Here is a 21,863-nt window from a genome sequence, read left to right on the forward strand (position 1 = left end):
TCGTTCTGTTATTGTTGAACGGTGGCAGCATACTTTCTTTTCCTCCGCCACTGCAGTATTCCCCCAAACAACAGCACTGCCGCTACCGGCACGCCAATGTTTACCACCTGCCACAATGTGCGTTGTTCAGCCACCTTTGTTTTATCCAGCAGGCGCAGGGTAACATCTTTATTACGGCTTTCAAAAATGCCGTTATTGCTTACCAGATAATCCACACAATTCAAAAAGAACTCTCTGTTTGCAAACCGGTAGTTCTCCAGCGGCAGCATACCCATAGCCATAGGGCCTGTTGTATTACTTACCGCATTGGTAACAATATCAGCATCCGATACTACAATCTGTTTGGTAGGTGTTGCGTTTTCAGCGGCAAAAGGCTGGCCACCTGACTGCTCTACAGAGTCTTTTACATGTTGTAATAGCCTGTTAGCAAACAGCGAACGGAATTTACCTTCCAGCAGTACTGCCACCGGTACGTGGCTCCGCGAAAACTGCCGGGGATCTATTCCTGCCTGCATTTCCTCCATCACGTTCTTCAGGCTTATCATTGCCGGAGCGCTCAGTACACGGCTGTTGGTATCAGAAGCCAGCAGAATGGTTTTACGTATACCAGGTGCCTGCACCGTATCTATACCAGAGGGGAATATAGGCAATACCCTATCCAGATTATGTGAGATGGGGTTATCATTTCCGGCAGATAAAAACGGATAATAAGGCCAGGGAAGGCGCTGTATACGCGGACTATTATCGGGGTTATAACCAATTACCAATGGTATTTTAGAGCAGTTTAAATCCTGTAGCAGGTTATCATTAATACGCACCCCATATTTAAACAACAGATCATCCAGCTTCAGATCACGGTCATAGGCCACAAAGCCGGCCTGGTTACGCATAAGGCTATCCATCTCAGCATACAGCTTGTCTACAAACCAGATAATCTTTCCGCCGTGCATTACGTATTGGTCCAGCTTCAGCTTGTCTTCCTCTGTAAACGGAATGGTAGGTTTTACAATCACCAATGCATCCACTTCATCTGCGCGGGGATACATCTTCTTCAAATCCAGCACCGCCAGGCGATATTCATTGCGTAAGCTTTCGCCCAAATCGCTTACGGTATAACTTTCCGGCTCACCATTACCAGTTACATAGGCTACTGTTGGTATATACTTTCGCGTAAGCTTATCTATGGCATCTGCAAACTTATATTCCAGTAGCGCTTCGGCTGCGTTGCGGGTAGCTTCTTTATCTTCCTGCGGCACATCATTTACCACATTAAAGGTCTTAAACACCTTACGGCTGCTGCGTAAGTCAATTGCATACGGTCTGCGGTTTTTATAATATACCAACGCAGCAGGCATTATTACCTGTGTGGTAGCTTTTGCATCGCCTTCTGCAACCGTTTCACTTCTTTCAAACACCACACCCAGCCGCGCCAGACTATCATATAGCTGATAGCGGGCGGTATCGGGCATATCTGCACCTGGTTGTTCAAAGCTCACCCTTACATAGTTGCCGCTCTGGTCGCGAAACTCTGTCAGCAGGTCTTTTACCGCACTGCTCAGTTTACGATAGTCTGCAGGCAGGTCGCCGGTTAAAAATACTTTTACGGTAACCGGTGTATCCAGTTGCTGTAACAGCGTTTTGGTAGAGCCGCTTAAGCTGAAACGCTTTTCGGCAGTAAGATCAATCCGGTAATGTATCCATGCAGACAGGCTGATCACCGCAATAAACGCCGCCGCTATAAACACCCATCCCAGTTTGTGACGTATCAGGTTGCGCATGACTATCTCTTAATAATATTTCTTTGGGTAATAAGGAGAAACAGAACAATAACACTTGCGAAGTATACAATATCCCGGGTATCTACAACGCCTCTGCTGATGCTGTTGTAATGGAAGTTAATACCCAGCATTTCTATGTAGTAGTCAGCGCCATTTTTAAAAACCGGCAGTTTGCTTACCGCTTCAAAACCGGTATACAGCAAAAAGCAAAGAAACGCGCCGGTAACAAATGCTACAACAGTATTATTGGTAAAGCTGCTGGTACAAATGCCTATGGCAGAAAATACCGCACCCAGTAAAAACAAACCTATGTAACTCCCGGCTGTGCTGCCTTTGTCAATACCTCCTATAGCACTCAGCTGCTGCATAGATACGGCATATATAACAGTAGGCAGTAAAGCCACCAGCATAATAATTACCGCACCTAAAAACTTACCCCACACTATCTGAGAAGCAGAAAGCGGCCAGGTTTTCAATAATTCAAAAGTACCGCCCTTGTATTCATCCGCAATACTACGCATGGTAATGGTAGGTACCAGAAACAACAGTATCCAGGGGCAGTAAGAGAAAAAGCCGCTGAGAGAGGCGTAGCCATAATCGAGCAGACTGGTATCCGGAAAAACGAACAGGAATAACCCGTTTAATAACAGGAAGATGGCGATAGCAATATAGCCGGTAAGGCTGTTGAAAAATTGCTGCCACTCTTTTTTGCAAATCATCCACATAAGTGTTCCAAAGCTAAGGGTTAGTTGAGTTATTACCGGAAAGGAGCCGGAAATTTATAATGAAAAAAAGGGGTGAAACCTACCGGCTCACCCCTCAGATAATTACGCTAAAAGTTTATACTGCAAAGCTTTCTCCACAGGCGCAGCTGCGCGTAGCATTGGGGTTGTTAAAGAAAAAGCCTTTACCGTTTAATCCTTCTGAAAAGTCCAGTTCGGTATTTACCAGGTATAAATAGCTTTTCAAATCAGTTACAACCCGTATGCCCTTATCCATAAACTGCTGGTCAGTAGGCTGCAGCACATTATCAAAGTCAAGTTTATAGCTTAACCCGGAGCAACCGCCACCCACTACTGCTACACGCAGAAAGTAGTCAGGGTTATCGGTAATCCCCTTTTCGGCCATCAGATTATCCACCCTTACTTTAGCTTTATCGCTTATAAACAAACCATTCTCAGTTGCTGTCATACTATTTGATTTATATAAACTGACATTAGCACCGTATGTAAACCCTGTGCCTCCGTCATAATAATAATTATTAATGGTGCGCCCATTCAACGGAATTCATCTCCGCACCCTCTTTAAACATCTCCCAAACCGGGCTTGCTTCCCGCAGCTTTGCTACCGTTTCCCGGATATGTTCAATCGCATAATCAATCTCCTCCCCCGTAGTAAAACGCCCTACCCCAAAACGTAACGAACTATGTGCCAGATCATCGCCCAGGCCTAAAGCCTTCAGCACGTAACTCGGCTCTATAGAAGCAGAGGTACAGGCCGACCCGGAAGATACTGCAATAGACTTGGTAATACCCATCATCAATGCATCCCCTTCTACATACCGGAAGGCAATATTGCTTACGCCAGGCAGGCGCTCTTCCTTATAGCCGTTAAAATACGTTTCTTCTATTTCCAGCAAACCATTCTCCAGTTTATCACGCAGGGCCTTCACACGTTTCAGCTCCTCTGTCATATCCAACCTGCATATTTCGCAGGCCTGCCCCATGCCTACTATGCCGGGTACGTTTAAGGTACCACTGCGCATGCCTCTTTCATGACCACCGCCATCCATCTGCGCCGTTATTTTTACACGTGGATTTTTACGGCGTACATACAACGCACCTACGCCTTTAGGGCCATACATTTTATGGGCGCTGAAAGCCATAATATCCATTCCATCCTTCGTCACATCCACCGGTACCCGGCCTGCCGCCTGTGTAGCATCTGTAAAAAACAGCACCCCGTGCCTGTGGGCAATGGCACTTATCTCTTTTACAGGTTGCAATACGCCTACTTCATTGTTGGCGTACATGATGGCTATCAATATGGTTTCAGGCTTAATAGCTGCTTCCAGCTCCCTCAAATCAATCAGGCCTTCGTGGTTTACTGTTAAATAAGTAACCTCGCCGCCCAGCTTTTCTATATGCTTACAGGTATCCAGTACCGCTTTATGCTCCGTGTTTACGGTAATAATGTGGTTGCCTTTGCTGGCATACATTTCAAATACCCCTTTAATAGCCAGGTTATCTGCTTCTGTAGCTCCGGAAGTAAAAATAATTTCTTTGGGGTCGGCGCCAATTAGTTTGGCCACCTGGGTACGGGCATACTCTACCCCTTCCTCCGCTTCCCATCCAAACGGGTGATGGCGACTGGCCGCATTACCAAAATGCTCCGTGAAATAAGGCATCATCGCTTCTAACACACGCGGGTCCACCGGGGTGGTCGCATTGTTATCCAGATAAATAGGTAGTTTAACCATAGCGCACTTCAATTTATCTCCTGCTTACATGTACAAAAATACAGCAACAGGTGTATTAAAGTTAGCACCCGGAATTGTTAAAATCTACGTGTCATATTAGAAAAATAGCTCAACAGGCAGAAAACAGAGGGGAAAGCTATTATAAACCCAGCTTTTCAATGGCCAGCTGTGCGGCTATCTGGCTGGCGTCTTTTTTATTAAAGCCTTTGCCCTGAGAAAGCACTTCGCCATCCAGCACGGCAGCAATGGTAAATACCCTTCTGCCGTTTTCCATCTTTTCATCGGTGGTATCAAACTCCAGTATTTTGCCGTTCTTACTGGCCCAGCCAATCAGTTTGTTCTTCAGGTTAATATCAATCTGCTCCAGATCATCCACAAACAGGTGCGGCAACACAATACGCTGCAGTACCCATGTGTGCGTGCGTTTATATCCCTTGTCCAGATAAACAGCACCCACTACTGCTTCCAGCGTGTTGCCAAATATCTGGCTGGATTTAAGAGAGCCATCAAACTTGTTGTAAATAGTAAGCTTTTTAAGCCCCATTTTCAGCGCAATATCATTCAGCTGCTGCCGGTTAACCATTTTGCTACGCATCTCGGTTAAAAAGCCTTCTCCCCGGTAAGGGTAACGCTTAAACAAATAATCTGCTATAATGGTGCTTAAAACAGCATCACCCAGGTATTCAAGCCGTTCGTTGTTTTCTTCCGGCCCTTCTTTAACAGACCGGTGACTGAGTGCTGTACGGTATAAATCTATGTTTCCCGGCTTAACACCCAGTACATTCGTTAGCTGTCCTTCGAACGATTGCTTGTCCTTCTTTCTAAAAAATCTGTTAATAAATTGCACAGACTCAAGCTACATATTTTTTCACTATCAGCGAAGCATTGTGCCCGCCAAATCCAAAAGTGTTGCTTAAAGCAGCATTAACAGTACGTTTCTGCGCTTTCCAGAAAGTAAGATTCAGGTTGGGATCCAGATCAGGATCGTCTGTGAAGTGGTTAATAGTAGGTGGAACAATATCATGTACCACACTCATTACACAGGCAATAGCCTCAATAACCCCGGCTGCACCCAGCAGGTGTCCGGTCATGGATTTGGTAGAACTGATGTTCATTTTGTAAGCATGCTCACCAAATACACTCTGAATGGCTTTTACCTCCGCCAGATCGCCCAGCGGGGTGGATGTACCGTGTACGTTAATGTAGTCAATATCAGAAGCCTTCATGCCTGCATCATCCAGCGTTGCCAGCATTACATTTTTGGCACCTAATCCTTCCGGATGCGGAGCCGTAATATGGTGCGCATCTGCAGTAGCACCTGCACCAGCCATCTCACAATAAATATGAGCGCCACGGGCAAGCGCATGCTCCAGTTCTTCCAGCACCACAATACCAGCGCCTTCACCCATTACAAAACCGTCGCGGTCTTTGTCAAAGGGGCGTGAAGCAGTTTGAGGATCATCATTACGCTCGCTTAAAGCTTTCATTGCGTTAAAACCGCCCACCCCTGCTTCGCTCACCACACTTTCACTGCCACCGGCCAGAATAATATCGGCTTTTCCTAAGCGAATCAGGTTAAAAGCATCCATTAATGCATGGGTAGAAGATGCACAGGCAGATACCACAGCGTAGTTAGGACCACGGAATCCATGTCTCATGGAAATCTGTCCAGCTGCAATATCCAGAATCATTTTAGGAATAAAGAAAGGGTTGTACCGCGGAGTTCCGTCTCCTTTGGCAAAGTCCATCACTTCATTTTGAAACGTAATAAGGCCACCGATACCGCTGGAGAAAATTACTCCAATACGGTCAGCGTTCATGGTATCCTTATCAATACCAGCGTTCTTTACTGCTTCATCACTTACAACAAGGGCTGTTTGCGCAAAACGATCAATCTTGCGCGCTTCCTTCTTATCCAGGAAACTAGTAGGCTCAAAGTCCTTCAGTTCGCAGGCAAATCTTGTTTTAAACTTGCTGCAATCAAATGCTTTGATATAATCGGCGCCGGATTTACCATTGATCAATCCATTCCAATACTCTTCCAGATTATTACCAATAGGTGTTAAAGCTCCAAGACCGGTTACTACTACTCTTTTTAATTGCATAAGGTTTATGCCCAGGTTTGAAAGTGATAAATCCGCCTCCGGCCGCAAAAATTGCCTCCGTCAGGCGGATCAAATAATATCGCAAAGAACGGCTGTACCGTTACTTGGCATGCTCTTCCAGATATGCCACTGCCTGACCAACAGTGGTAATAGTTTCGGCTTGCTCGTCAGGGATAGAGATGTTGAATTCTTTTTCGAACTCCATAATCAGCTCTACGGTGTCTAATGAATCGGCACCCAGATCGTTGGTGAAAGAAGCCTCGTTGGTTACTTCCGCTTCATCTACTCCTAATTTGTCAACAATGATCTTCTTAACTCTTGTTGCAATGTCTGACATTTTGAAAAGTTTTGTTACAGGCGCAAAAATATAATTTTTGACAAATAAGCAAGCTTTTAAGCCACTTTTGTTTTTGCTGTTTATAAATGCCTGCTTTCTGTTGCAATCTGTGCATTTTTTTCCATATCTACTTATCCCGTAAGTCCTTTAAACAAGGGTACTGGTACACTTATTTTCACTGCTCATCACCAATATCAAACAAATACCGGTGATAATGAAACTGCATCGTTCTGAAAAAACAGGCCGGTATGGTAGCCAGTAACAGTAATATAAATAGTGTGGTAGTTTCGGGCACCAGGCAACCTATGCCTGCCAGTACAATCATCAGCCGGGCATATTCCAGGTAAAACACCCATTTTTTCTGTTCCAGAATAGCACCTGTATTTATTAAGGAGATAATAATAAAGGCAGATAATACTACCAGTTGCGAGGCAGGCAGGTATTTTTCCAGTAAACAAATGGCAAATAACAGCACCAGGGTTACACTGGTTTGTATAATAATATACCTGCGCTGCGCTTTATTATTCTTCAGGCTGGGGGGCGATTGGGTTAGCAGCAGCTTTTCCAGTTTATCCCGGTTGGCTGGGTCCAGGTCGTCCGGCCTGCCAAAAATCACTTTCCAGCGTTGCTTTAAGGTGCGTGCCTTTATAAAAGCATACCCTATTTCCAGTATAAAATGAAAATGCTGCCATAAAAAGCTGTGATGGCCCAGCGGTTTGGTAAGCCCGTAGCTGATAGGCGCATCGCCTTCTTTTACAAAAGTGCCAAACAGTTTATCCCATATAATTAATACATCCCCGTAATTTTTATCCAGATACTCCTCATTAGAGGAATGGTGTACGCGGTGGTGAGAGGGGGTTACAAATATATATTCTATCCAACCCAGCTTTCCAATGGTTTGGGTATGGGTGAAAAAAGGATACAGACCATGAATAAGTAAAAACAGGGTAATCATTTCCGGCGGAAACCCTATAAAAGGCAATACCGCCCAGAACAAACTGCGCACCACCGCCTGAAAAATGGTAATACGGGCAGCCACCGTAAAATTAAAATCCTCACTCTGGTGGTGTACCACATGCACCGCCCAGAATACATTTATTTCATGCGCCAGCCGGTGGTACCAGTACCAAACCAGATCGGTAAGTAAAAACAGCAAAATCCAGGTATACCAGTGTGGCCGGATAGAAAAAAGCGCATAATGATCATGAATGTATTTAAACAGGTAAAAAAATAACCCGGTAGTAAACACATCTGTCAGTCTTTCTGCTATACCTACGTTCAGATTTGCAATGCTTTCTGCAAACTGAAAATAGTTTTTACCCGTCCGGCGGCAGTGCCAATACTCCAGCCCTATAAAAAAAAGAAAAAACGGAACAGCAAGCCCGATAAGATTCATTCCCATATTGATTGCTTTAGTCTACCGTAAATGTAGAGTAAAAATTATAAAGCAGAATCCCGAAAATGATGCTTAACTTGAAAATTTAACAGCATAATTACTATGGCTATCAGAATAATCGATCACGGCACGAAAGAGTACCAGCAAATGATTAATCTGCGCTACATGATTCTGCGTAAACCCCTTGGCCTGGAATTTTCACCGGAAGAATTGGAAAAGGAGAAGAATGATATCCTGATCGGCTGTTTCGATGATGACAAAATGGAAGGTTGCTGCATGCTTACAGACAGTGGCAACAAAGTGGTTCGCTTAAGACAAATGGCAGTATTATCAGGCCTGCAGGGCAAAGGCCTGGGTAGGGTACTCATGCAATTTGCAGAGAACATAGCGCGCGACAGAGGGTTTAAAACACTTTCCATGCACGCCCGCAAAACAGCAGCAGGTTTTTATGAAAAGTTGGGCTACCATATTTCGGGGGAGGAATTTGTGGAAGTAACCATCCCCCATTTTATTATGGAAAAAGCTTTGTAAGTACTTTATCAGGCGTATTACTACTTTTTCATGGCAGTAATACGCTTGTTTAACATACCCCGCAGTTCGTGCGTAAACTCCGTACCCATATTGTCTTTGGGAACCAGAAAAAACAGCTTGGTAGAAAAATACAGATGAAAGAAATGTGGACTTTCGAAAAAGCCTGAGAAGTTCTGCCAGTTCCAGTCCACATACCCCTGCGTACTTTCCAGTCTTACCTTATCTTCCAGAAAAAAGATAGTAAACCGGTCTTTAAAAGTAGCATTGCGCTTATAAATAGTGGTAGGCAGTATATACCAGAACGAAAGCATCATAAAAAGCCAGATACAGCTGCCCAGTAAAAACGGTTCCGGGCGTATCTTTTTACTGTAAAACAGCACGGCGGCAATAATAGCAAACACATTTACCAATATCACCATAATCCGTATTTCCGGACGCGACATAAAATGGTAACGTAACCCCTGTATCACTTTCTTTTTATCGTAGCTGAAATTGAATTGCATATTCTCCGGTCAAGGCCGTAAAAGTAACTCTATTTTATAAAAAAGAGGTTGCCTTTTACAGCAACCTCTACAGGTTATATGCATAATTCGTTAGTATTTAACTGCATCCCATGCTATTCCCACAATTCAGGCACTTGTAACAAGTACCACTGCGCACGGTAATATGCCCACAGGTATTACATGCCGGTGCATCGCTCTGCATACTCTTTGCCGCCGCATTTACCGCATCCAGTCCCCCCCCTGCTTTTACCGCTTTCTGCATTTTATGGGGCGTGGCGGCAGGAGTAACATTGGGTGAGCCAGCTGGCGCTACCACCCTTATGCTACTCAGTTCAGGTTTCTCCGCTTCCTCCGGTATATCGTCATGTGGTATATTCATCACCTCTGGCCTGTCCAGCACATGTACCAGATCGGTACGGCCCAGGTATTCATACGCCAGCGCACGGAATACAAAGTCAACCAGCGAGGTAGTGGTTTTAATATTCGGATGGTCTACCATGCCCGATGGTTCAAAACGGGTAAACACAAACTTCTCTACAAACTCCTCCAGCGGCACTCCATACTGTAGCCCCACCGAAATAGCAATAGCAAAACAGTTCATCAGGCTACGCAGCGTAGAGCCTTCTTTTGCCAGGTCTATAAAAATTTCCCCCAGTGTGCCATCATTGTATTCTCCGGTATGCAGAAAAATAGCCTGCCCCCCTACTTTGGCTTTTTGTGTAAAGCCTCTGCGTTTAACAGGCAGCGTTCTTCTCTCTACTATACTGGCCAACTCGCGTTTTAAGCGGGTATCGGGCGATTCCTGTACTCTTTTCTGCACTTCTTCCAGTAATTCCTCTATGGTTAATTTGCCCAGATCCACAATCTGCGCTATTTCAGCGGCAGGCTGTGGCGCTTCCTGCGCCGTCTCTTCCACAGCATCTTTTTTCTTTTTATCGCTCTTGTTGCTTAATGGTTGCGACAGCTTAGAACCATCACGGTACAATGCGTTGGCTTTTAAACCCAGCTTCCAGCTTAGCATATAACAATCGGCTATCTCTTCTACCGATGCTTCATGGGGCAGGTTAATGGTTTTAGAAATAGCACCACTTAAAAACGGCTGGCAGGCAGCCATCATCCGTATATGGCCATGCGCATGAATATACCGCTCTCCTTTTTTACCACACTTATTGGCGCAATCAAACACCGCCAGATGCTCGGGTTTCAGATACGGAGCACCTTCTACCGTCATAGTACCGCATACATAATCATTGGCAGCATCAATCTGCTCTTCTGTAAAGCCCAACGCATCCAGCAAGTCAAAATTCCAGTCGTTATACTGGCTGGCAGTAAAGCCCAGTCTTTCCAGGCATGCTTCACCCAATGTAAAGCGGTTAAAAATAAATCCTATTTCGAACGCGGCTTTAGCAGCCTCATTCAGTTTCTTTATCTCTTCTGCAATCAGCCCCTTCTCACTCAGCGTTTGCGGGTTAATAAATGGCGCGCCTTCAAAGCTGGCAGCGCCAACGGCGTATTTTACAATCGCATCCGTTTCCCGGTCGCTGTAGCCTAAATGTTTCAGTGCAACAGGTACAGACTGATTTATAATTTTAAAGTATCCGCCACCCGATAGCTTCTTAAACTTCACCAGAGCAAAATCCGGCTCTACACCAGTGGTATCACAATCCATTACCAGTCCAATAGTGCCCGTAGGTGCTATTACAGTAGTTTGCGCATTACGGTAACCGTATTGCTCTCCCAAACGCACGGCATCATCCCAGGCACGGGTAGCTGCTTTCAATAGGTAGTCAGGGCAATGCGTTGCTTGTATACCCACCGGCTTTACACTCAAACCTTCATAGGCATCCACCGCATCATAAGCAGCCGCCCGGTGGTTGCGCATTACACGCAGCATATCGGTTTTATTCTCTTCATACTTAGCAAAGGCGCCCAGTATGCCCGCCATTTCAGCGGAGGTTTTGTAGGCTACACCCGTCATAATAGCCGAAACAGCACCTGCTATACCTCGCGCAGCTTCGCTGTCGTAAGGTATACCGCTTACCATAAGCACCGTGCCCAGGTTGGCAAAACCCAACCCCAGGGTACGGTAGTCGTAAGATAACTGTGCCACTTCCCTGGAAGGAAACTGCGCCATCAGTACCGATATTTCCAATACCACTGTCCACAACCGGCAGGTGTATTCAAAGCCCTCTACATCAAACAGGCTTTTCTCCGTATCAAAAAACTTAATCAGATTGGCCGATGCCAGATTACAAGCCGTATTGTCCAGAAACATATATTCCGAACAGGGGTTAGAAGCGTTAATACGTCCTCCCTGCGGGCAGGTGTGCCATTCATTAATAGTGGTATCATATTGCGTACCGGGGTCGGCACAACGCCACGCGGCATAGGAAATCTGGTTCCATACTTCGCGGGCCGGCACCTTTTTCATTACCCGCCCATCCATACGCGCTTTCAATTCCCAGTCACCATCCTCTTCCAGCACCTGAAAAAACGAATTGGGAATACGGATAGAATTATTTGAATTCTGGCCGGCTACGGTAAGGTAAGCCTCCCCTTCATAACTATTATCATAACCAGCAGCTACCAGGGCCGCCACTTTTTTCTCTTCCTCTACTTTCCAGTTAATAAATTCCAGTATTTCGGGGTGGTCCAGATCCAGACAAACCATTTTAGCCGCCCGGCGGGTAGTACCACCACTTTTAATAGCCCCCGCAGCCCGGTCGCCTATTTTTAAAAACGACATCAGCCCCGAGGATGTGCCACCACCGCTCAATTTTTCACCCGATCCGCGAATGGCCGAGTAGTTGGTACCCACCCCGGAACCATATTTAAATATGCGCGCCTCCCGCACCCACAAATCCATAATACCGCCTTCGTTAACCAGATCATCGTTAACAGATAATATAAAGCAGGCATGCGGTTGAGGCCGCTCATATGCATTGGAAGACTTTTTTAGTTCGCCATCGGCAGGGTCTACATAGTAATGGCCCTGTGGCTTTCCGGTAATACCGTAGCTTTCATGCAGTCCGGTGTTAAACCACTGCGGACTATTGGGCACACAGGCCTGGTTTAATATACTATATACCAGTTCGTCGTAAAACACCTGTGCATCGGCAGCAGTAGCAAAATACCCATAGCGCTCGCCCCATACCTTCCAGCAGTTGGCCATACGGTGTGCCACTTGCTTTACGCTGGTTTCCCGCCCCATGGTGCCATCCGGCTGCGGCACCCCCGCCTTTCTAAAATATTTCTGCGCCAGTATATCCGTAGCAATCTGGCTCCACTGCTTCGGCACCTCCACATTGGTCATTTCAAACACTATTTCACCACTGGGGTTACGGATAACACTGGTACGGTAATCATAATCGAATAAATCAAACGGACTAACGCCGTTGCGGGTAAAGCGCCTGGTGAAAGAAAGGCCTTTCTGCGCCTGCTGTTTTGCCATAGTCTCCACTTTGTAAGGTTAGAAATCGGATTAGTTTGCTGTTTTTCCAGAGTCCGGGGCGGGGAATACGAATTTAACTTTCTCCACCGGTTTTCCACGGCTACAGATATTAACAGCATGTGAATAAGCCCGCCCGTCGTTTATTGTGTAAAACGGCACCACATTTGACTTATTTTTGCATTCCCCCCGCTGGTTTTTACCGTATATTAAACACGAAAACAGTGCTTTTGTGCGGAAAAGGAGGCTTGTCTGTATTACAGCTGCTAAATAATTAGTTGGTTGAGTTTCAGAGATTTTTCCTTTTTTTGCAGGGAGCACCTATACCAAATGGCATGAAGCATACGCTGTACGATCAATTCGCAGAAAGAAAAAAACTGGGCCGGAAATCATTCACGGTGCTGATTGATCCCGACAAAGTGGATACACCAAAACTGGATAAGCTGGTTAACCTTTCCGTTAATGCAGGTGTTGACTATTTCTTCCTTGGCGGCAGTCTTGTTATTAATAATAACCTGGATGAATGCATCCAGCAGATTAAGCAAAACTGTGATATCCCCGTTATCCTGTTTCCAGGCTCGCCCTCGCAGGTTAGCAAATATGCAGATGCCTTATTGTACCTCTCTTTAATATCAGGCCGCAATCCGGAATTGCTGATTGGCCAGCATGTAATCAGCGCTCCTTTTGTAAAAAAGAGTGGGCTGGAAATTATGTCCACAGGTTATATGGTTATTGATGGCGGCGCTCCCACCACTGTATCCTATATTTCCAATGCCACTCCCATACCTTCCGATAAAAGTGAAATAGCCATGTGTACAGCTATGGCCGGCGAAATGCTGGGCATGAAGCTGATTTATATGGATGCAGGAAGTGGTGCTAAACGCCCCATCTCCGAAGCTATGATTGAAAATGTATCCCGCTACATTGAATCTCCGCTTATTATAGGTGGCGGTATTGTAACCCCGGAAAAAGCATATCTCAACTGTAAGGCAGGCGCAGATGTAATTGTGGTGGGCAATGCTATTGAAAAAGATACTTCCCTTATTAAAGAAATGAGCGATGCTGTACACCAGTTGTCTACCGCCGGCTCTGTTAGCTGATATATAAGTTTAAGGCTGTTTTCTGCATAAAAAAACCGGAAGAGTAGAAACAATTCCGGGTATATTCATGAGAAAACTAAACCAGTTTAGCATTATTTTATACTACCTGCCTGCACGTGTTTTACACAATGCAGGCAGTTTTTTTATTTAATAAAATAAGGATAGTTATTATAATCAGAAAATGGCAGCATCCGTGGCCAGCACCATCATCAGCAGTACGTAATTGTTACGTTTATCGCTGAAATGTTTGTATGGGTAGTCTGGTTGCAGATATTTGGATTTCACTACAAAAGTACGGTTATGTTCCCATTTCTGTTACAGCTTTCTGTAATGCTATTTTAATTCAGCCGTATTTACACGCGAAGGCGTATCTGCTCCTTTGATAATACTGGTTGAACTGATAGCTATTGCCTTTATAATCTCCGTCATATTTTTAATGTCCAGTGTGCTTACCTCATCACTTAGCTGATGATAGTTCGCCTCTGAATCCATTTTAGAAGTAGAGATAGTATGCGCCGGTACACCTAAACGGGCCAGTGTAGCGTTGTCAGAACGGTAAAACAGTTGCTGATCCGTATAAGGGTCCGGATGGAAAGTAAAGCCCGAACCTTTCAGGTTTTTCTCCAGTATTTTACCCATATCTGTTTTTTCATAGCCGGTAATATAAGCGGAATTTTTACCCCACTTAGACTCTGTTCCTATCATTTCAATATTGAACATAGCCATTACTTTAGCCGGATTAAACTGACGGGAGAAATACTGAGAGCCAAAACCACCAATTTCTTCAGCCGTAAAAGCTGCAAAAACAATGGTACGCTCATTTGTTTTTAACTCCTTAAAATATTTAGCCAGCATAATTACCGCTGTAGTTCCGGCAGCATCATCATTGGCGCCGTTGTAAATAGAATCGCCCTTTTCTGGTTTGTCTGCGATACCCAAATGATCGTAGTGACCAGAGAAAATTACATACTCATCCTTTTTACTTTTTCCGGGCAGTATTCCTACCACATTCTGAGCCTGTTGCTCATCAATTTCCTGCACTACTTCCAGCAGGTAAGCGGCAGGTGCTTCATCAGCCAGTACAAATAATACATCCGGTGCATTAGCAAACAACTGCTTTTTAAAGTAGTTAAGTCGTTTGAACATTTTAGCAAAGCTGTTGTCTACAAATACAACCTGGTTTTTACCAGCCTGCAGGTAAGCCATGGCTTTATCAAAAAAGTTCTCACCCCCCTTAATGTATTCAATGGTATAGCCTGTTTTTTCATCTACCTGCAACATTCTTTTAGGCGTGATAGCTATAAAACGGTCCGCTTCCAGCTTTTTGCCACCCAGTACAATATTGCTGCTTCTTACTTTGGTTTCTACCAGTACAAACTTTTGTAAAAAGCCGCTGGTACCCTCCAGTGGCTCCAGGCCTGCTCTTTTAAACTCGTCTGCAATAAACAGTGCAGCCCTTTCATTGCCGGGCGTTCCTGTTTTACGTCCCTGCATGGCATCGGCAGCCAGAATATTTTCTATACGCAGTGCTTCCTGGCTGTTGATAACGGCATCAATTTTCTGCGAAAACGAAAACAGAGAACCGGCAATAAATGCCAGTACAATCATCAGTTGCTTCATGGTTCTTATATTGTTGCTGTGGTTATAAACTCATCATTTCTTTAAACTTCACCGTTTGCCTGCGGCTTACCTCAATCTTCTCTCCTCCTTTCAGCTCCAGCAACAGCCCGCCGTTAAAATAAGGCTCAATACGCTCAATCCAGCGCAGGTTAATAATGTGCTTGCGGTTGGCACGGAAAAAAGTACGCTCATCCAACCTTTCTTCCAGTGCGTTAAGCGATTTTAATATTAAAGGTTTGTTGGTGCCAAAAAACACCTTAGCATAGTTGCCTACACTTTCAAATAAACGAATCTCACCCAGTTTTACAAACCAGCAACGCTCGCCATCTTTTACAAACACCTGGTCTTCGTCGGTAAGCGGGCCTCTGTTTACAATACTGCCCTCCTCTGATTTTTCTTTATACAGTTCGTCCTGCAGTTTACAAATGGCATCTGCCAGCCGCTTGGGCTCTACCGGCTTTAGCAGGTAATCCAGCGCATTCACTTCAAAAGCTTTCAACGCATACTCGTCGTAAGCGGTAGTAAAAATAACACGGGGCGCTTTTTCCAGGTCGGCCAGCATATCAAAACCTGTTTTACCAGGCATCTGTATATCCAGAAAAATAAGATCCGGGTTCTGCGCTTCAATCTTCTCAATTCCTTCATCTGCATTGGAAGCTTCATCAATAATTTCTACGGCAGCGTGCTCCTGTAACAGTTTTCTCAGTTCATTTCGTGCAAGACGTTCATCGTCTACAATAATCGCTTTAATAGACATACCTTATTGTTTGCGTACATTCAGTGTTTATAACATATGCACCGGGAATATAATCTTGGCTTCCACAGTGTTTTCGTCAATATCCTTAATTTCAAAAGAGGCTTTTGAGCCAAAAAGCAACCGCAGCCGGTTGTTGGTACTCGCAAGCCCAAACCCATCACCATTACCTGCGCCACCGCTGCCATTGAGCTTACCGGTATTTTGCACAATCAGCTCATGATGGTCGGCCCGGAAGTCTGAAATAATCCGTATCAACCCGCCATTTACCTGCTTGCTTACACCATGCTTAATGGCATTTTCTACCAGCGTCTGCAGCATCATAGGCGGCACAGGCTGGTCCAGCGTATCCTCATCAATATCATACTCCACCCGCAGCCGGTCTTCAAAACGTATATGCTCCAGCGCCAGATAATCCTTTACAATATTCAACTCCCGCTCCAGCGGTGTAGTCTCTTGTTTCTCTGCCTGCATACTACTGCGCAGCAGGTTACTCAACTCTGTAATAGCGGTACGGGCCCTGGCAGGATTTTCATCCACCAAAGCGCGGATGCTGTTCAGGGCATTGAATATAAAATGGGGATTGATATGCGCCTTAATCGTTTTTAACTGCAGTTCTTTCACCAGACTTTCCAGCCGCATTTTGTCCAGCTTCTCTGTCCTGTTTTTAACTATGTAATGATACGTAAAATAGATGAGGTTCCATATCAGCAAAAACAGGAAAGTACCATACGTAGCCCGCAGTACCTTATTGGCCGTGGTATAGCCTTTAACCGTTTCCGGCTCTGCCCGCAGCCATTCCTCCAGCGTAATACTTACAAAAGCATATACAAAGGCAAAAACAAGGGCCGTAAATATCAGATACACAATCTGGCGCGATAAATTCAGGCGTAACAACCCCAGTGCTTTAATCAGGGTACGCATTAAGTGCGTGACAACCAGTCCGGTAAGTGCATCGCACAGCAGCATTTCAAAAAAAAGAGGCTGGGGTTTTACCCGTATAGTGAAGTAAAAAAAACTGTACACGATGCAGTAAGCACTCCATCCCGCCACCTGACACAACCAATAGGGTGATATGTTATTCCTCATGAGGGTTAAAATTAAAAAAATCAGAGGCCGGAAATCCCTAAAATATGACCAGAGGCCCAAACAAAGGGCGGTTGGTACAGAACCTCCTGAAAAACATTACTTTTACAAAATAAATCGGCGTTCATGAATATTACACCCGGACCATTGCTGCAAAACATTGATAGTCCAGCTGACCTAAAAAAGCTTAACAGAGAACAGTTACACCAGGTATGCGATGAATTACGTCAGTATATTATCGACGTAGTAAGCGTATACGGGGGGCATTTTGCTGCCAGCCTTGGAGTGGTAGAACTGAGTGTGGCTTTACATTATGCATACAATACACCGTATGATCAACTGGTATGGGACGTGGGTCACCAGGCATACGGTCATAAAATATTAACCGGCCGCCGGGATGCTTTCCCTACAAACCGTAAATACAACGGCTTAAGCGGCTTTCCCAAACGTACTGAGAGCGAGTACGATACGTTTGGCGTGGGACACTCATCCACTTCTATTTCCGCTGCACTGGGTATGGCTATTGCCGCCAAGTATAAAGGCGAAGACCGTAAATCGGTAGCTGTAATAGGCGATGGTTCTATGACGGCCGGTATGGCCTTCGAAGCCATGAACCATGCGGGTGTGTCCGATGCGGACATGCTGATTATTCTGAACGATAACTGCATGAGTATTGACCCCAACGTGGGTGCATTGAAAGAATATCTTACAGACATCAGTACTTCCCATACGTACAACAAGTTCCGGGATGATGTATGGAATATTTTAGGTAAACTGCCTATTGGCAAAACCTTCAGCCGCGATATGGCCAGCAAACTGGAAGCGGGCGTAAAAGGCATGGTTAACCGCAGCAGCAACCTGTTTGAAGCGTTAAACCTGCGCTATTTCGGGCCTATTGACGGGCATAACATTACCAAGCTGGTAGATACGCTGAAAGATCTGCGTCAGATACCCGGCCCAAAAATTCTGCACATAGTTACCGTAAAAGGGAAAGGCTATGCACTGGCAGAAAAGGACCAGACCAAATGGCATGCACCGGGATTATTTGATAAGGTTACCGGCGAAATTTACAAGAAAGCATTTACTGCTCCCCAGCCACCCAAATACCAGGATGTATTCGGGCATACTATGATTGAGCTGGCGGAAATGAACGATAAGGTAATGGGTGTAACACCTGCTATGCCCAGTGGCAGTTCTCTCAAATTTATGATGGAGAAAATGCCCAGCCGTGCTTTTGATGTAGGCATATGCGAGCAACATGCTGCAACCGTAAGTGCCGGCCTTGCCACACAGGGCATGCGCGTGTTCTGTAACATCTATTCCTCTTTTATGCAACGCGCCTACGACCAGGTAGTGCATGATATTGCTATACAAAAACTGCCGGTTGTATTGTGTCTTGACCGTGCCGGCCTGGTAGGCGAAGATGGGCCTACCCACCACGGGGCTTATGACATAGCTTATTTCCGTTGTATTCCTAATATGGTTATCAGCGCCCCTATGAACGAGCAGGAGCTGCGTAACCTGATGTATACCGCCCAGTTGGAAAGCACCGGCCACCCGGTAGTAATCCGCTATCCACGTGGCGAAGGGGTTATGCCTGAATGGCGCACACCTTTCGAAGCTATTACCATAGGTAAAGGACGTAAACTGAAAGATGGTAAGGATGTGGCTATTCTCAGCTTTGGCCACCCCGGCAATTTTGCTACTACCGCAATACGCGAACTGCGTACCGAAGGCATTGATCCGGCACATTACGATATGCGTTTTGTAAAGCCGATTGATGAAGAACTGCTGCACGAGGTATTTACCAAATACAAGCACGTTATTACTGTAGAAGATGGTACTATCGTAGGCGGCTTTGGCAGCGCGGTACTGGAGTTTATGGCGCGTAACCGCTACCAGAGCACCGTAACCATGCTGGGCATACCTGACCGCATTGTAGAACATGGCACACTAAAAGAGCTGTACCGCGAATGTGAATACGATGCTCAGGCCATAGCAGAAGCAGTAAGAAGCGCCGTTAAATCCGCTGGTTTTACTCCCTCTGCTACACAGGTAAATGAATCAGGAGAATTAACCATTGCAGGTTAACTTCTGTAAATAATAGTCAGTTTTCATTAGTTAAAAGGGTTGCCATCTTTATTTAAAAGGTGGCAACTCTTTTTTCCAGACAGGCCTGATGTTATAGTTATACATGTAAACATCATCCCAATACAACTATCTTCCTTACAAAATCACCTTCCGGCAAATACCCGCTCTGCACAAACGATTTTTAGTTAACGTAATGCGATTTTTGTCTACTTATTTTTCATTGGTGTGTACACATCAGCTGGTGCTGTGTACAGTCTTTTCACTTTTGTGTACACACCATTGTTGAACCATTGCCTTCGAATCACTTTAAAATACCTTCCGCTTGTTATAAAGCCATATACACGCAAAAAGCCCGCTAAGCATGTGCAAAGCGGGCTTTTGTATTTGTAAGGATAGTAAGCGGAATTAATTCAGGCTGGGGCCGTGGTTCAATGCCGATACGGGGCCAGAACCGGAAGGGCCCGCAAACAAACCACCCAGGTCTTCAGGGCGTTCGTTGTTCCATTCCAGAATAAAGTTGTTTTTGCCTTCACCCACCATAATCTGCATATAGTTCAACTGCACCAGTTCCAGTACTGATAAAAACAGGAATAGAGCATGCACCTTATCTTCACAGATTTCGAAAATTTTATCAAAATTAACGGTCTTCTCTTTTTTTACCAGGCCCAGCATGTGCGAGCGGGAATTGTCCATAGTATAGTTATACTTTACTACAGTGTGTACCGGCTTGTTAGCTTTAGCCTGCGAACGCATCATCACCTTCTCGTAGGTCTTCATAAGCTTATACAGGGTTACGGTTTGTATTTCCGTACCTTCTGAAGCTTCTTCACCTATAGAGGCTATCTCTTTCTGAAGGTTGCCACGTTTCACCATCAGCATACGCATCGCTTCCAGTTCCACCATTTCCGCAGCTGCCTGCTTAAAGCGCTTGTATTCGAGAATTTTGTCCACCAGTTCCTGGCGCGGATCAATCTCATTACCCTGTGCATCTATCTCTTTACGTGGTAACAGCATCTTGGCCTTAATACGCATCAGTGTAGATACAAACAGGATAAACTCACTGCTCAGTTCAATGTTCAATTTCTCCTGATCATGAATATAGGCCAGAAAATCCTTTATAATACCGGTAATAGGAATGTTATAGATATCCAGCTCGTCACGCTCAATAAAGAACAGCAGCAGGTCAAACGGACCTTCAAACTGTGGTAGCTTAATCTGGTAATTTACTGCTGTTTGCACTGTTCCCTCCTTTTACTTTGATTAACAACGAGCGGTTAATCAGTCAATTAACCAAGGTGTATCAATGCAAATGTATGTGAGCAGCTAACCTGATCCAATTCAAGTAAGTCACACGAAACTCACATATGGATAACATCTGGATAACTTTGTGAATAACTCCTATTTCTTCAGTTCATCCCTTATTTCCATCAGCAGTTTTTCAGTAGCGGTAGGTGCCGGAGGCGCTGCTGGCTTGGCTTCTTCTTTTGCTTTCAGGCTGTTGATTGCTTTTACCATCAGAAAAATGATAAAGGCCAGCAGAATAAAGTTAATCAGCACTGTTAAAAAGTTTCCGTAAGCGAATATGGAGGTGTCCGGTATTTTACGGGCATCTTCCAGGCTTGTGCCATCAGGAACTGCCCCTCTCAATACCACATACAGCTTACTAAAATCGGGCTTTCCAATAATAGCAGCTACAATGGGCATAATAAGGTCGTTCACCACGCTGTCCACAATTTTACCAAAGGCAGCACCAATAATAACACCCACTGCCAGGTCAACCACGTTGCCTTTCATGGCAAACTGCTTAAACTCTTTTCCAAAACTCATACGGTTACATTTTTTAGGTTATAAATACGGATTATAAAACTACTTCTTCAATCCCGGATAACGCATCTTCAGCCCGGAAAGCACTTCGTACAGCTTTTGGGCCACAATAAACTCCTTGTACCAGTTCTGATCGGCCGGTACAATGGTCCAGGGCACCTTATTGCACTCTTCAAAGCAATCTTCATACATCTTCCGGTATTCCGGCCAAAACTTCGCTTCCTTTAAATCGCCTTCATTGTATTTCCATTGCTTGGCAGGGTTATCCAGTCGCTCCTGTAATCGCTCTGCCTGCTCTTTCTCCGATATATGCAGGTAAAACTTCAATATAACAGTATCATTATGCTCCGTCAGCAGCCATTCAAAATCATTAATCGCACGCATTCTTTTCACTGCCGTGTCTTTATCGCAAAGGTTGTGCACCCTTGTTATCAGAATGTCTTCATAGTGCGAGCGGTTAAACAGCTGAATCATACCTCTGGCCGGCGCCTGCTTGTGCACACGCCACAAAAAATCATGCCCCAGCTCTTCTGCCGTAGGCACTTTAAAAGAATGTACGGTTACGCCCTGCGGGTTCATTTTGCCAAATACATTGCGTATAAGGCCGTCCTTACCGCTGGCATCCATACCTTGTAAAATAACCAGTATGGAATGCTTACCCTCTGCATACAGCAGATTTTGCAACTCATTCAGTTTGGCTACAATGGTGGCGGTTTCTTCTTTTACTATTTCTTTTTTCAGGTGCTCCGGTGCGCGGGTGCTAATTTCTTCCAGTTTAATTCGGGCCATATACAAAGGTTTAACGGGCTAA

The 21,863-nt window shown here is 45.0% G+C and carries 19 protein-coding genes; 3 read left to right on the top strand and 16 right to left on the bottom strand.

The window, feature by feature from the left end; genetic code table 11:
• Positions 1 to 8: 8 nt before the first annotated feature.
• From gldG to IEY13_RS21045, 8 genes are all read right to left on the bottom strand, one after another.
• Positions 9 to 1,778 carry a gliding motility-associated ABC transporter substrate-binding protein GldG gene (gldG, locus tag IEY13_RS21010; protein WP_188955908.1) on the bottom strand — a complete coding sequence of 590 codons (1,770 nt, stop codon included), beginning with the start codon at positions 1,776 to 1,778 and terminating at the stop codon, positions 9 to 11.
• A gap of 2 nt (positions 1,779 to 1,780) precedes the next feature.
• Positions 1,781 to 2,503 (bottom strand): gliding motility-associated ABC transporter permease subunit GldF, encoded by a 723-nt coding sequence (gene gldF / locus IEY13_RS21015; RefSeq protein WP_188955910.1) that lies wholly within the window; start codon positions 2,501 to 2,503, stop codon positions 1,781 to 1,783.
• A 115-nt stretch (positions 2,504 to 2,618) separates the two neighbouring features.
• Complete coding sequence (locus IEY13_RS21020; RefSeq protein ID WP_188955912.1) at positions 2,619 to 2,969, bottom strand: HesB/IscA family protein; 351 nt, start codon at positions 2,967 to 2,969, stop codon at positions 2,619 to 2,621.
• 70 nt (positions 2,970 to 3,039) lie between these two features.
• Positions 3,040 to 4,257 carry an IscS subfamily cysteine desulfurase gene (locus IEY13_RS21025; RefSeq protein WP_188955914.1) on the bottom strand — a complete coding sequence of 406 codons (1,218 nt, stop codon included), beginning with the start codon at positions 4,255 to 4,257 and terminating at the stop codon, positions 3,040 to 3,042.
• A 139-nt stretch (positions 4,258 to 4,396) separates the two neighbouring features.
• Positions 4,397 to 5,104, bottom strand: coding sequence for a ribonuclease III (rnc, locus tag IEY13_RS21030; RefSeq protein ID WP_188955916.1), 708 nt, complete (start codon positions 5,102 to 5,104; stop codon positions 4,397 to 4,399).
• 4 nt (positions 5,105 to 5,108) lie between these two features.
• Positions 5,109 to 6,362, bottom strand: coding sequence for a beta-ketoacyl-ACP synthase II (gene fabF / locus IEY13_RS21035; protein ID WP_188955918.1), 1,254 nt, complete (start codon positions 6,360 to 6,362; stop codon positions 5,109 to 5,111).
• A gap of 100 nt (positions 6,363 to 6,462) precedes the next feature.
• A complete protein-coding gene (locus IEY13_RS21040) occupies positions 6,463 to 6,699 on the bottom strand; it encodes an acyl carrier protein (RefSeq protein ID WP_026751146.1) in 237 nt (78 codons plus the stop codon).
• Between the two features lie 175 nt (positions 6,700 to 6,874).
• Positions 6,875 to 8,101, bottom strand: coding sequence for a sterol desaturase family protein (locus IEY13_RS21045; protein WP_188955920.1), 1,227 nt, complete (start codon positions 8,099 to 8,101; stop codon positions 6,875 to 6,877).
• A 96-nt stretch (positions 8,102 to 8,197) separates the two neighbouring features.
• On the opposite strand from IEY13_RS21045, the gene IEY13_RS21050 reads away from it, so the two are divergent.
• Positions 8,198 to 8,626, top strand: a complete 429-nt coding sequence (locus IEY13_RS21050) for a GNAT family N-acetyltransferase (RefSeq protein WP_188955922.1) — start codon at positions 8,198 to 8,200, stop codon at positions 8,624 to 8,626.
• Positions 8,627 to 8,646: 20 nt separating this feature from the next.
• On the opposite strand, the gene IEY13_RS21055 is transcribed toward IEY13_RS21050, so the two are convergent.
• Both IEY13_RS21055 and IEY13_RS21060 read right to left on the bottom strand, forming a co-directional pair.
• Complete coding sequence (locus tag IEY13_RS21055) at positions 8,647 to 9,129, bottom strand: YcxB family protein (RefSeq protein WP_188955924.1); 483 nt, start codon at positions 9,127 to 9,129, stop codon at positions 8,647 to 8,649.
• 97 nt (positions 9,130 to 9,226) lie between these two features.
• Positions 9,227 to 12,580 carry a vitamin B12-dependent ribonucleotide reductase gene (locus tag IEY13_RS21060; protein ID WP_188955926.1) on the bottom strand — a complete coding sequence of 1,118 codons (3,354 nt, stop codon included), beginning with the start codon at positions 12,578 to 12,580 and terminating at the stop codon, positions 9,227 to 9,229.
• Positions 12,581 to 12,912: 332 nt separating this feature from the next.
• Here IEY13_RS21060 and IEY13_RS21065 point away from each other — a divergent pair, with 332 nt between their 5' ends.
• On the top strand, positions 12,913 to 13,677 hold the full coding sequence (locus IEY13_RS21065; RefSeq protein ID WP_188955928.1) for a phosphoglycerol geranylgeranyltransferase: 765 nt from the start codon (positions 12,913 to 12,915) through the stop codon (positions 13,675 to 13,677).
• Positions 13,678 to 14,010: 333 nt separating this feature from the next.
• Here IEY13_RS21065 and IEY13_RS21070 read toward each other — a convergent pair whose 3' ends face one another.
• From IEY13_RS21070 to IEY13_RS21080, 3 genes are read right to left on the bottom strand one after another with little or no spacing between them, the layout of a single operon-like run.
• Positions 14,011 to 15,297 carry a M20/M25/M40 family metallo-hydrolase gene (locus IEY13_RS21070; RefSeq protein ID WP_188955930.1) on the bottom strand — a complete coding sequence of 429 codons (1,287 nt, stop codon included), beginning with the start codon at positions 15,295 to 15,297 and terminating at the stop codon, positions 14,011 to 14,013.
• Positions 15,298 to 15,319: 22 nt separating this feature from the next.
• Positions 15,320 to 16,054: a LytR/AlgR family response regulator transcription factor gene (locus IEY13_RS21075; RefSeq protein WP_188955933.1), complete on the bottom strand. Its 735-nt coding sequence runs from the start codon at positions 16,052 to 16,054 to the stop codon at positions 15,320 to 15,322.
• A 27-nt stretch (positions 16,055 to 16,081) separates the two neighbouring features.
• Entirely contained in the window at positions 16,082 to 17,140 is a 1,059-nt protein-coding gene (locus tag IEY13_RS21080) for a sensor histidine kinase (protein ID WP_188955934.1), read from the bottom strand.
• 123 nt (positions 17,141 to 17,263) lie between these two features.
• Here IEY13_RS21080 and dxs point away from each other — a divergent pair, with 123 nt between their 5' ends.
• Positions 17,264 to 19,228, top strand: a complete 1,965-nt coding sequence (gene dxs, locus IEY13_RS21085; protein ID WP_188955936.1) for a 1-deoxy-D-xylulose-5-phosphate synthase — start codon at positions 17,264 to 17,266, stop codon at positions 19,226 to 19,228.
• A 405-nt stretch (positions 19,229 to 19,633) separates the two neighbouring features.
• Here dxs and IEY13_RS21090 read toward each other — a convergent pair whose 3' ends face one another.
• The 3 genes from IEY13_RS21090 to IEY13_RS21100 form a co-directional block, all read right to left on the bottom strand.
• Positions 19,634 to 20,467 carry a segregation and condensation protein A gene (locus IEY13_RS21090; RefSeq protein ID WP_188955938.1) on the bottom strand — a complete coding sequence of 278 codons (834 nt, stop codon included), beginning with the start codon at positions 20,465 to 20,467 and terminating at the stop codon, positions 19,634 to 19,636.
• Positions 20,468 to 20,626: 159 nt separating this feature from the next.
• On the bottom strand, positions 20,627 to 21,055 hold the full coding sequence (gene mscL, locus IEY13_RS21095; RefSeq protein WP_188955940.1) for a large conductance mechanosensitive channel protein MscL: 429 nt from the start codon (positions 21,053 to 21,055) through the stop codon (positions 20,627 to 20,629).
• A 39-nt stretch (positions 21,056 to 21,094) separates the two neighbouring features.
• Positions 21,095 to 21,841 carry a PPK2 family polyphosphate kinase gene (locus IEY13_RS21100; protein ID WP_188955942.1) on the bottom strand — a complete coding sequence of 249 codons (747 nt, stop codon included), beginning with the start codon at positions 21,839 to 21,841 and terminating at the stop codon, positions 21,095 to 21,097.
• Between the last annotated feature and the right edge of the window lie 22 nt (positions 21,842 to 21,863).

Origin of the sequence: Filimonas zeae (assembly GCF_014641615.1) — a bacterium.
Classification (GTDB): Bacteria; Bacteroidota; Bacteroidia; order Chitinophagales; family Chitinophagaceae; genus Filimonas; species Filimonas zeae.

Coding starts and splice junctions, on each gene's coding strand:
- dxs (WP_188955936.1), top strand. CDS start 17,264: ATGAATATTACACCCGGACCATTGCTGCAAAACATTGATAGTCCAGCT.
- fabF (WP_188955918.1), bottom strand. CDS start 6,362: ATGCAATTAAAAAGAGTAGTAGTAACCGGTCTTGGAGCTTTAACACCT.
- IEY13_RS21080 (WP_188955934.1), bottom strand. CDS start 17,140: ATGAGGAATAACATATCACCCTATTGGTTGTGTCAGGTGGCGGGATGG.
- IEY13_RS21025 (WP_188955914.1), bottom strand. CDS start 4,257: ATGGTTAAACTACCTATTTATCTGGATAACAATGCGACCACCCCGGTG.
- IEY13_RS21070 (WP_188955930.1), bottom strand. CDS start 15,297: ATGAAGCAACTGATGATTGTACTGGCATTTATTGCCGGTTCTCTGTTT.
- IEY13_RS21060 (WP_188955926.1), bottom strand. CDS start 12,580: ATGGCAAAACAGCAGGCGCAGAAAGGCCTTTCTTTCACCAGGCGCTTT.
- IEY13_RS21050 (WP_188955922.1), top strand. CDS start 8,198: ATGGCTATCAGAATAATCGATCACGGCACGAAAGAGTACCAGCAAATG.
- gldG (WP_188955908.1), bottom strand. CDS start 1,778: ATGCGCAACCTGATACGTCACAAACTGGGATGGGTGTTTATAGCGGCG.
- gldF (WP_188955910.1), bottom strand. CDS start 2,503: ATGTGGATGATTTGCAAAAAAGAGTGGCAGCAATTTTTCAACAGCCTT.
- IEY13_RS21020 (WP_188955912.1), bottom strand. CDS start 2,969: ATGACAGCAACTGAGAATGGTTTGTTTATAAGCGATAAAGCTAAAGTA.
- IEY13_RS21075 (WP_188955933.1), bottom strand. CDS start 16,054: ATGTCTATTAAAGCGATTATTGTAGACGATGAACGTCTTGCACGAAAT.
- IEY13_RS21100 (WP_188955942.1), bottom strand. CDS start 21,841: ATGGCCCGAATTAAACTGGAAGAAATTAGCACCCGCGCACCGGAGCAC.
- IEY13_RS21040 (WP_026751146.1), bottom strand. CDS start 6,699: ATGTCAGACATTGCAACAAGAGTTAAGAAGATCATTGTTGACAAATTA.
- IEY13_RS21045 (WP_188955920.1), bottom strand. CDS start 8,101: ATGGGAATGAATCTTATCGGGCTTGCTGTTCCGTTTTTTCTTTTTTTT.
- mscL (WP_188955940.1), bottom strand. CDS start 21,055: ATGAGTTTTGGAAAAGAGTTTAAGCAGTTTGCCATGAAAGGCAACGTG.
- IEY13_RS21065 (WP_188955928.1), top strand. CDS start 12,913: ATGAAGCATACGCTGTACGATCAATTCGCAGAAAGAAAAAAACTGGGC.
- IEY13_RS21055 (WP_188955924.1), bottom strand. CDS start 9,129: ATGCAATTCAATTTCAGCTACGATAAAAAGAAAGTGATACAGGGGTTA.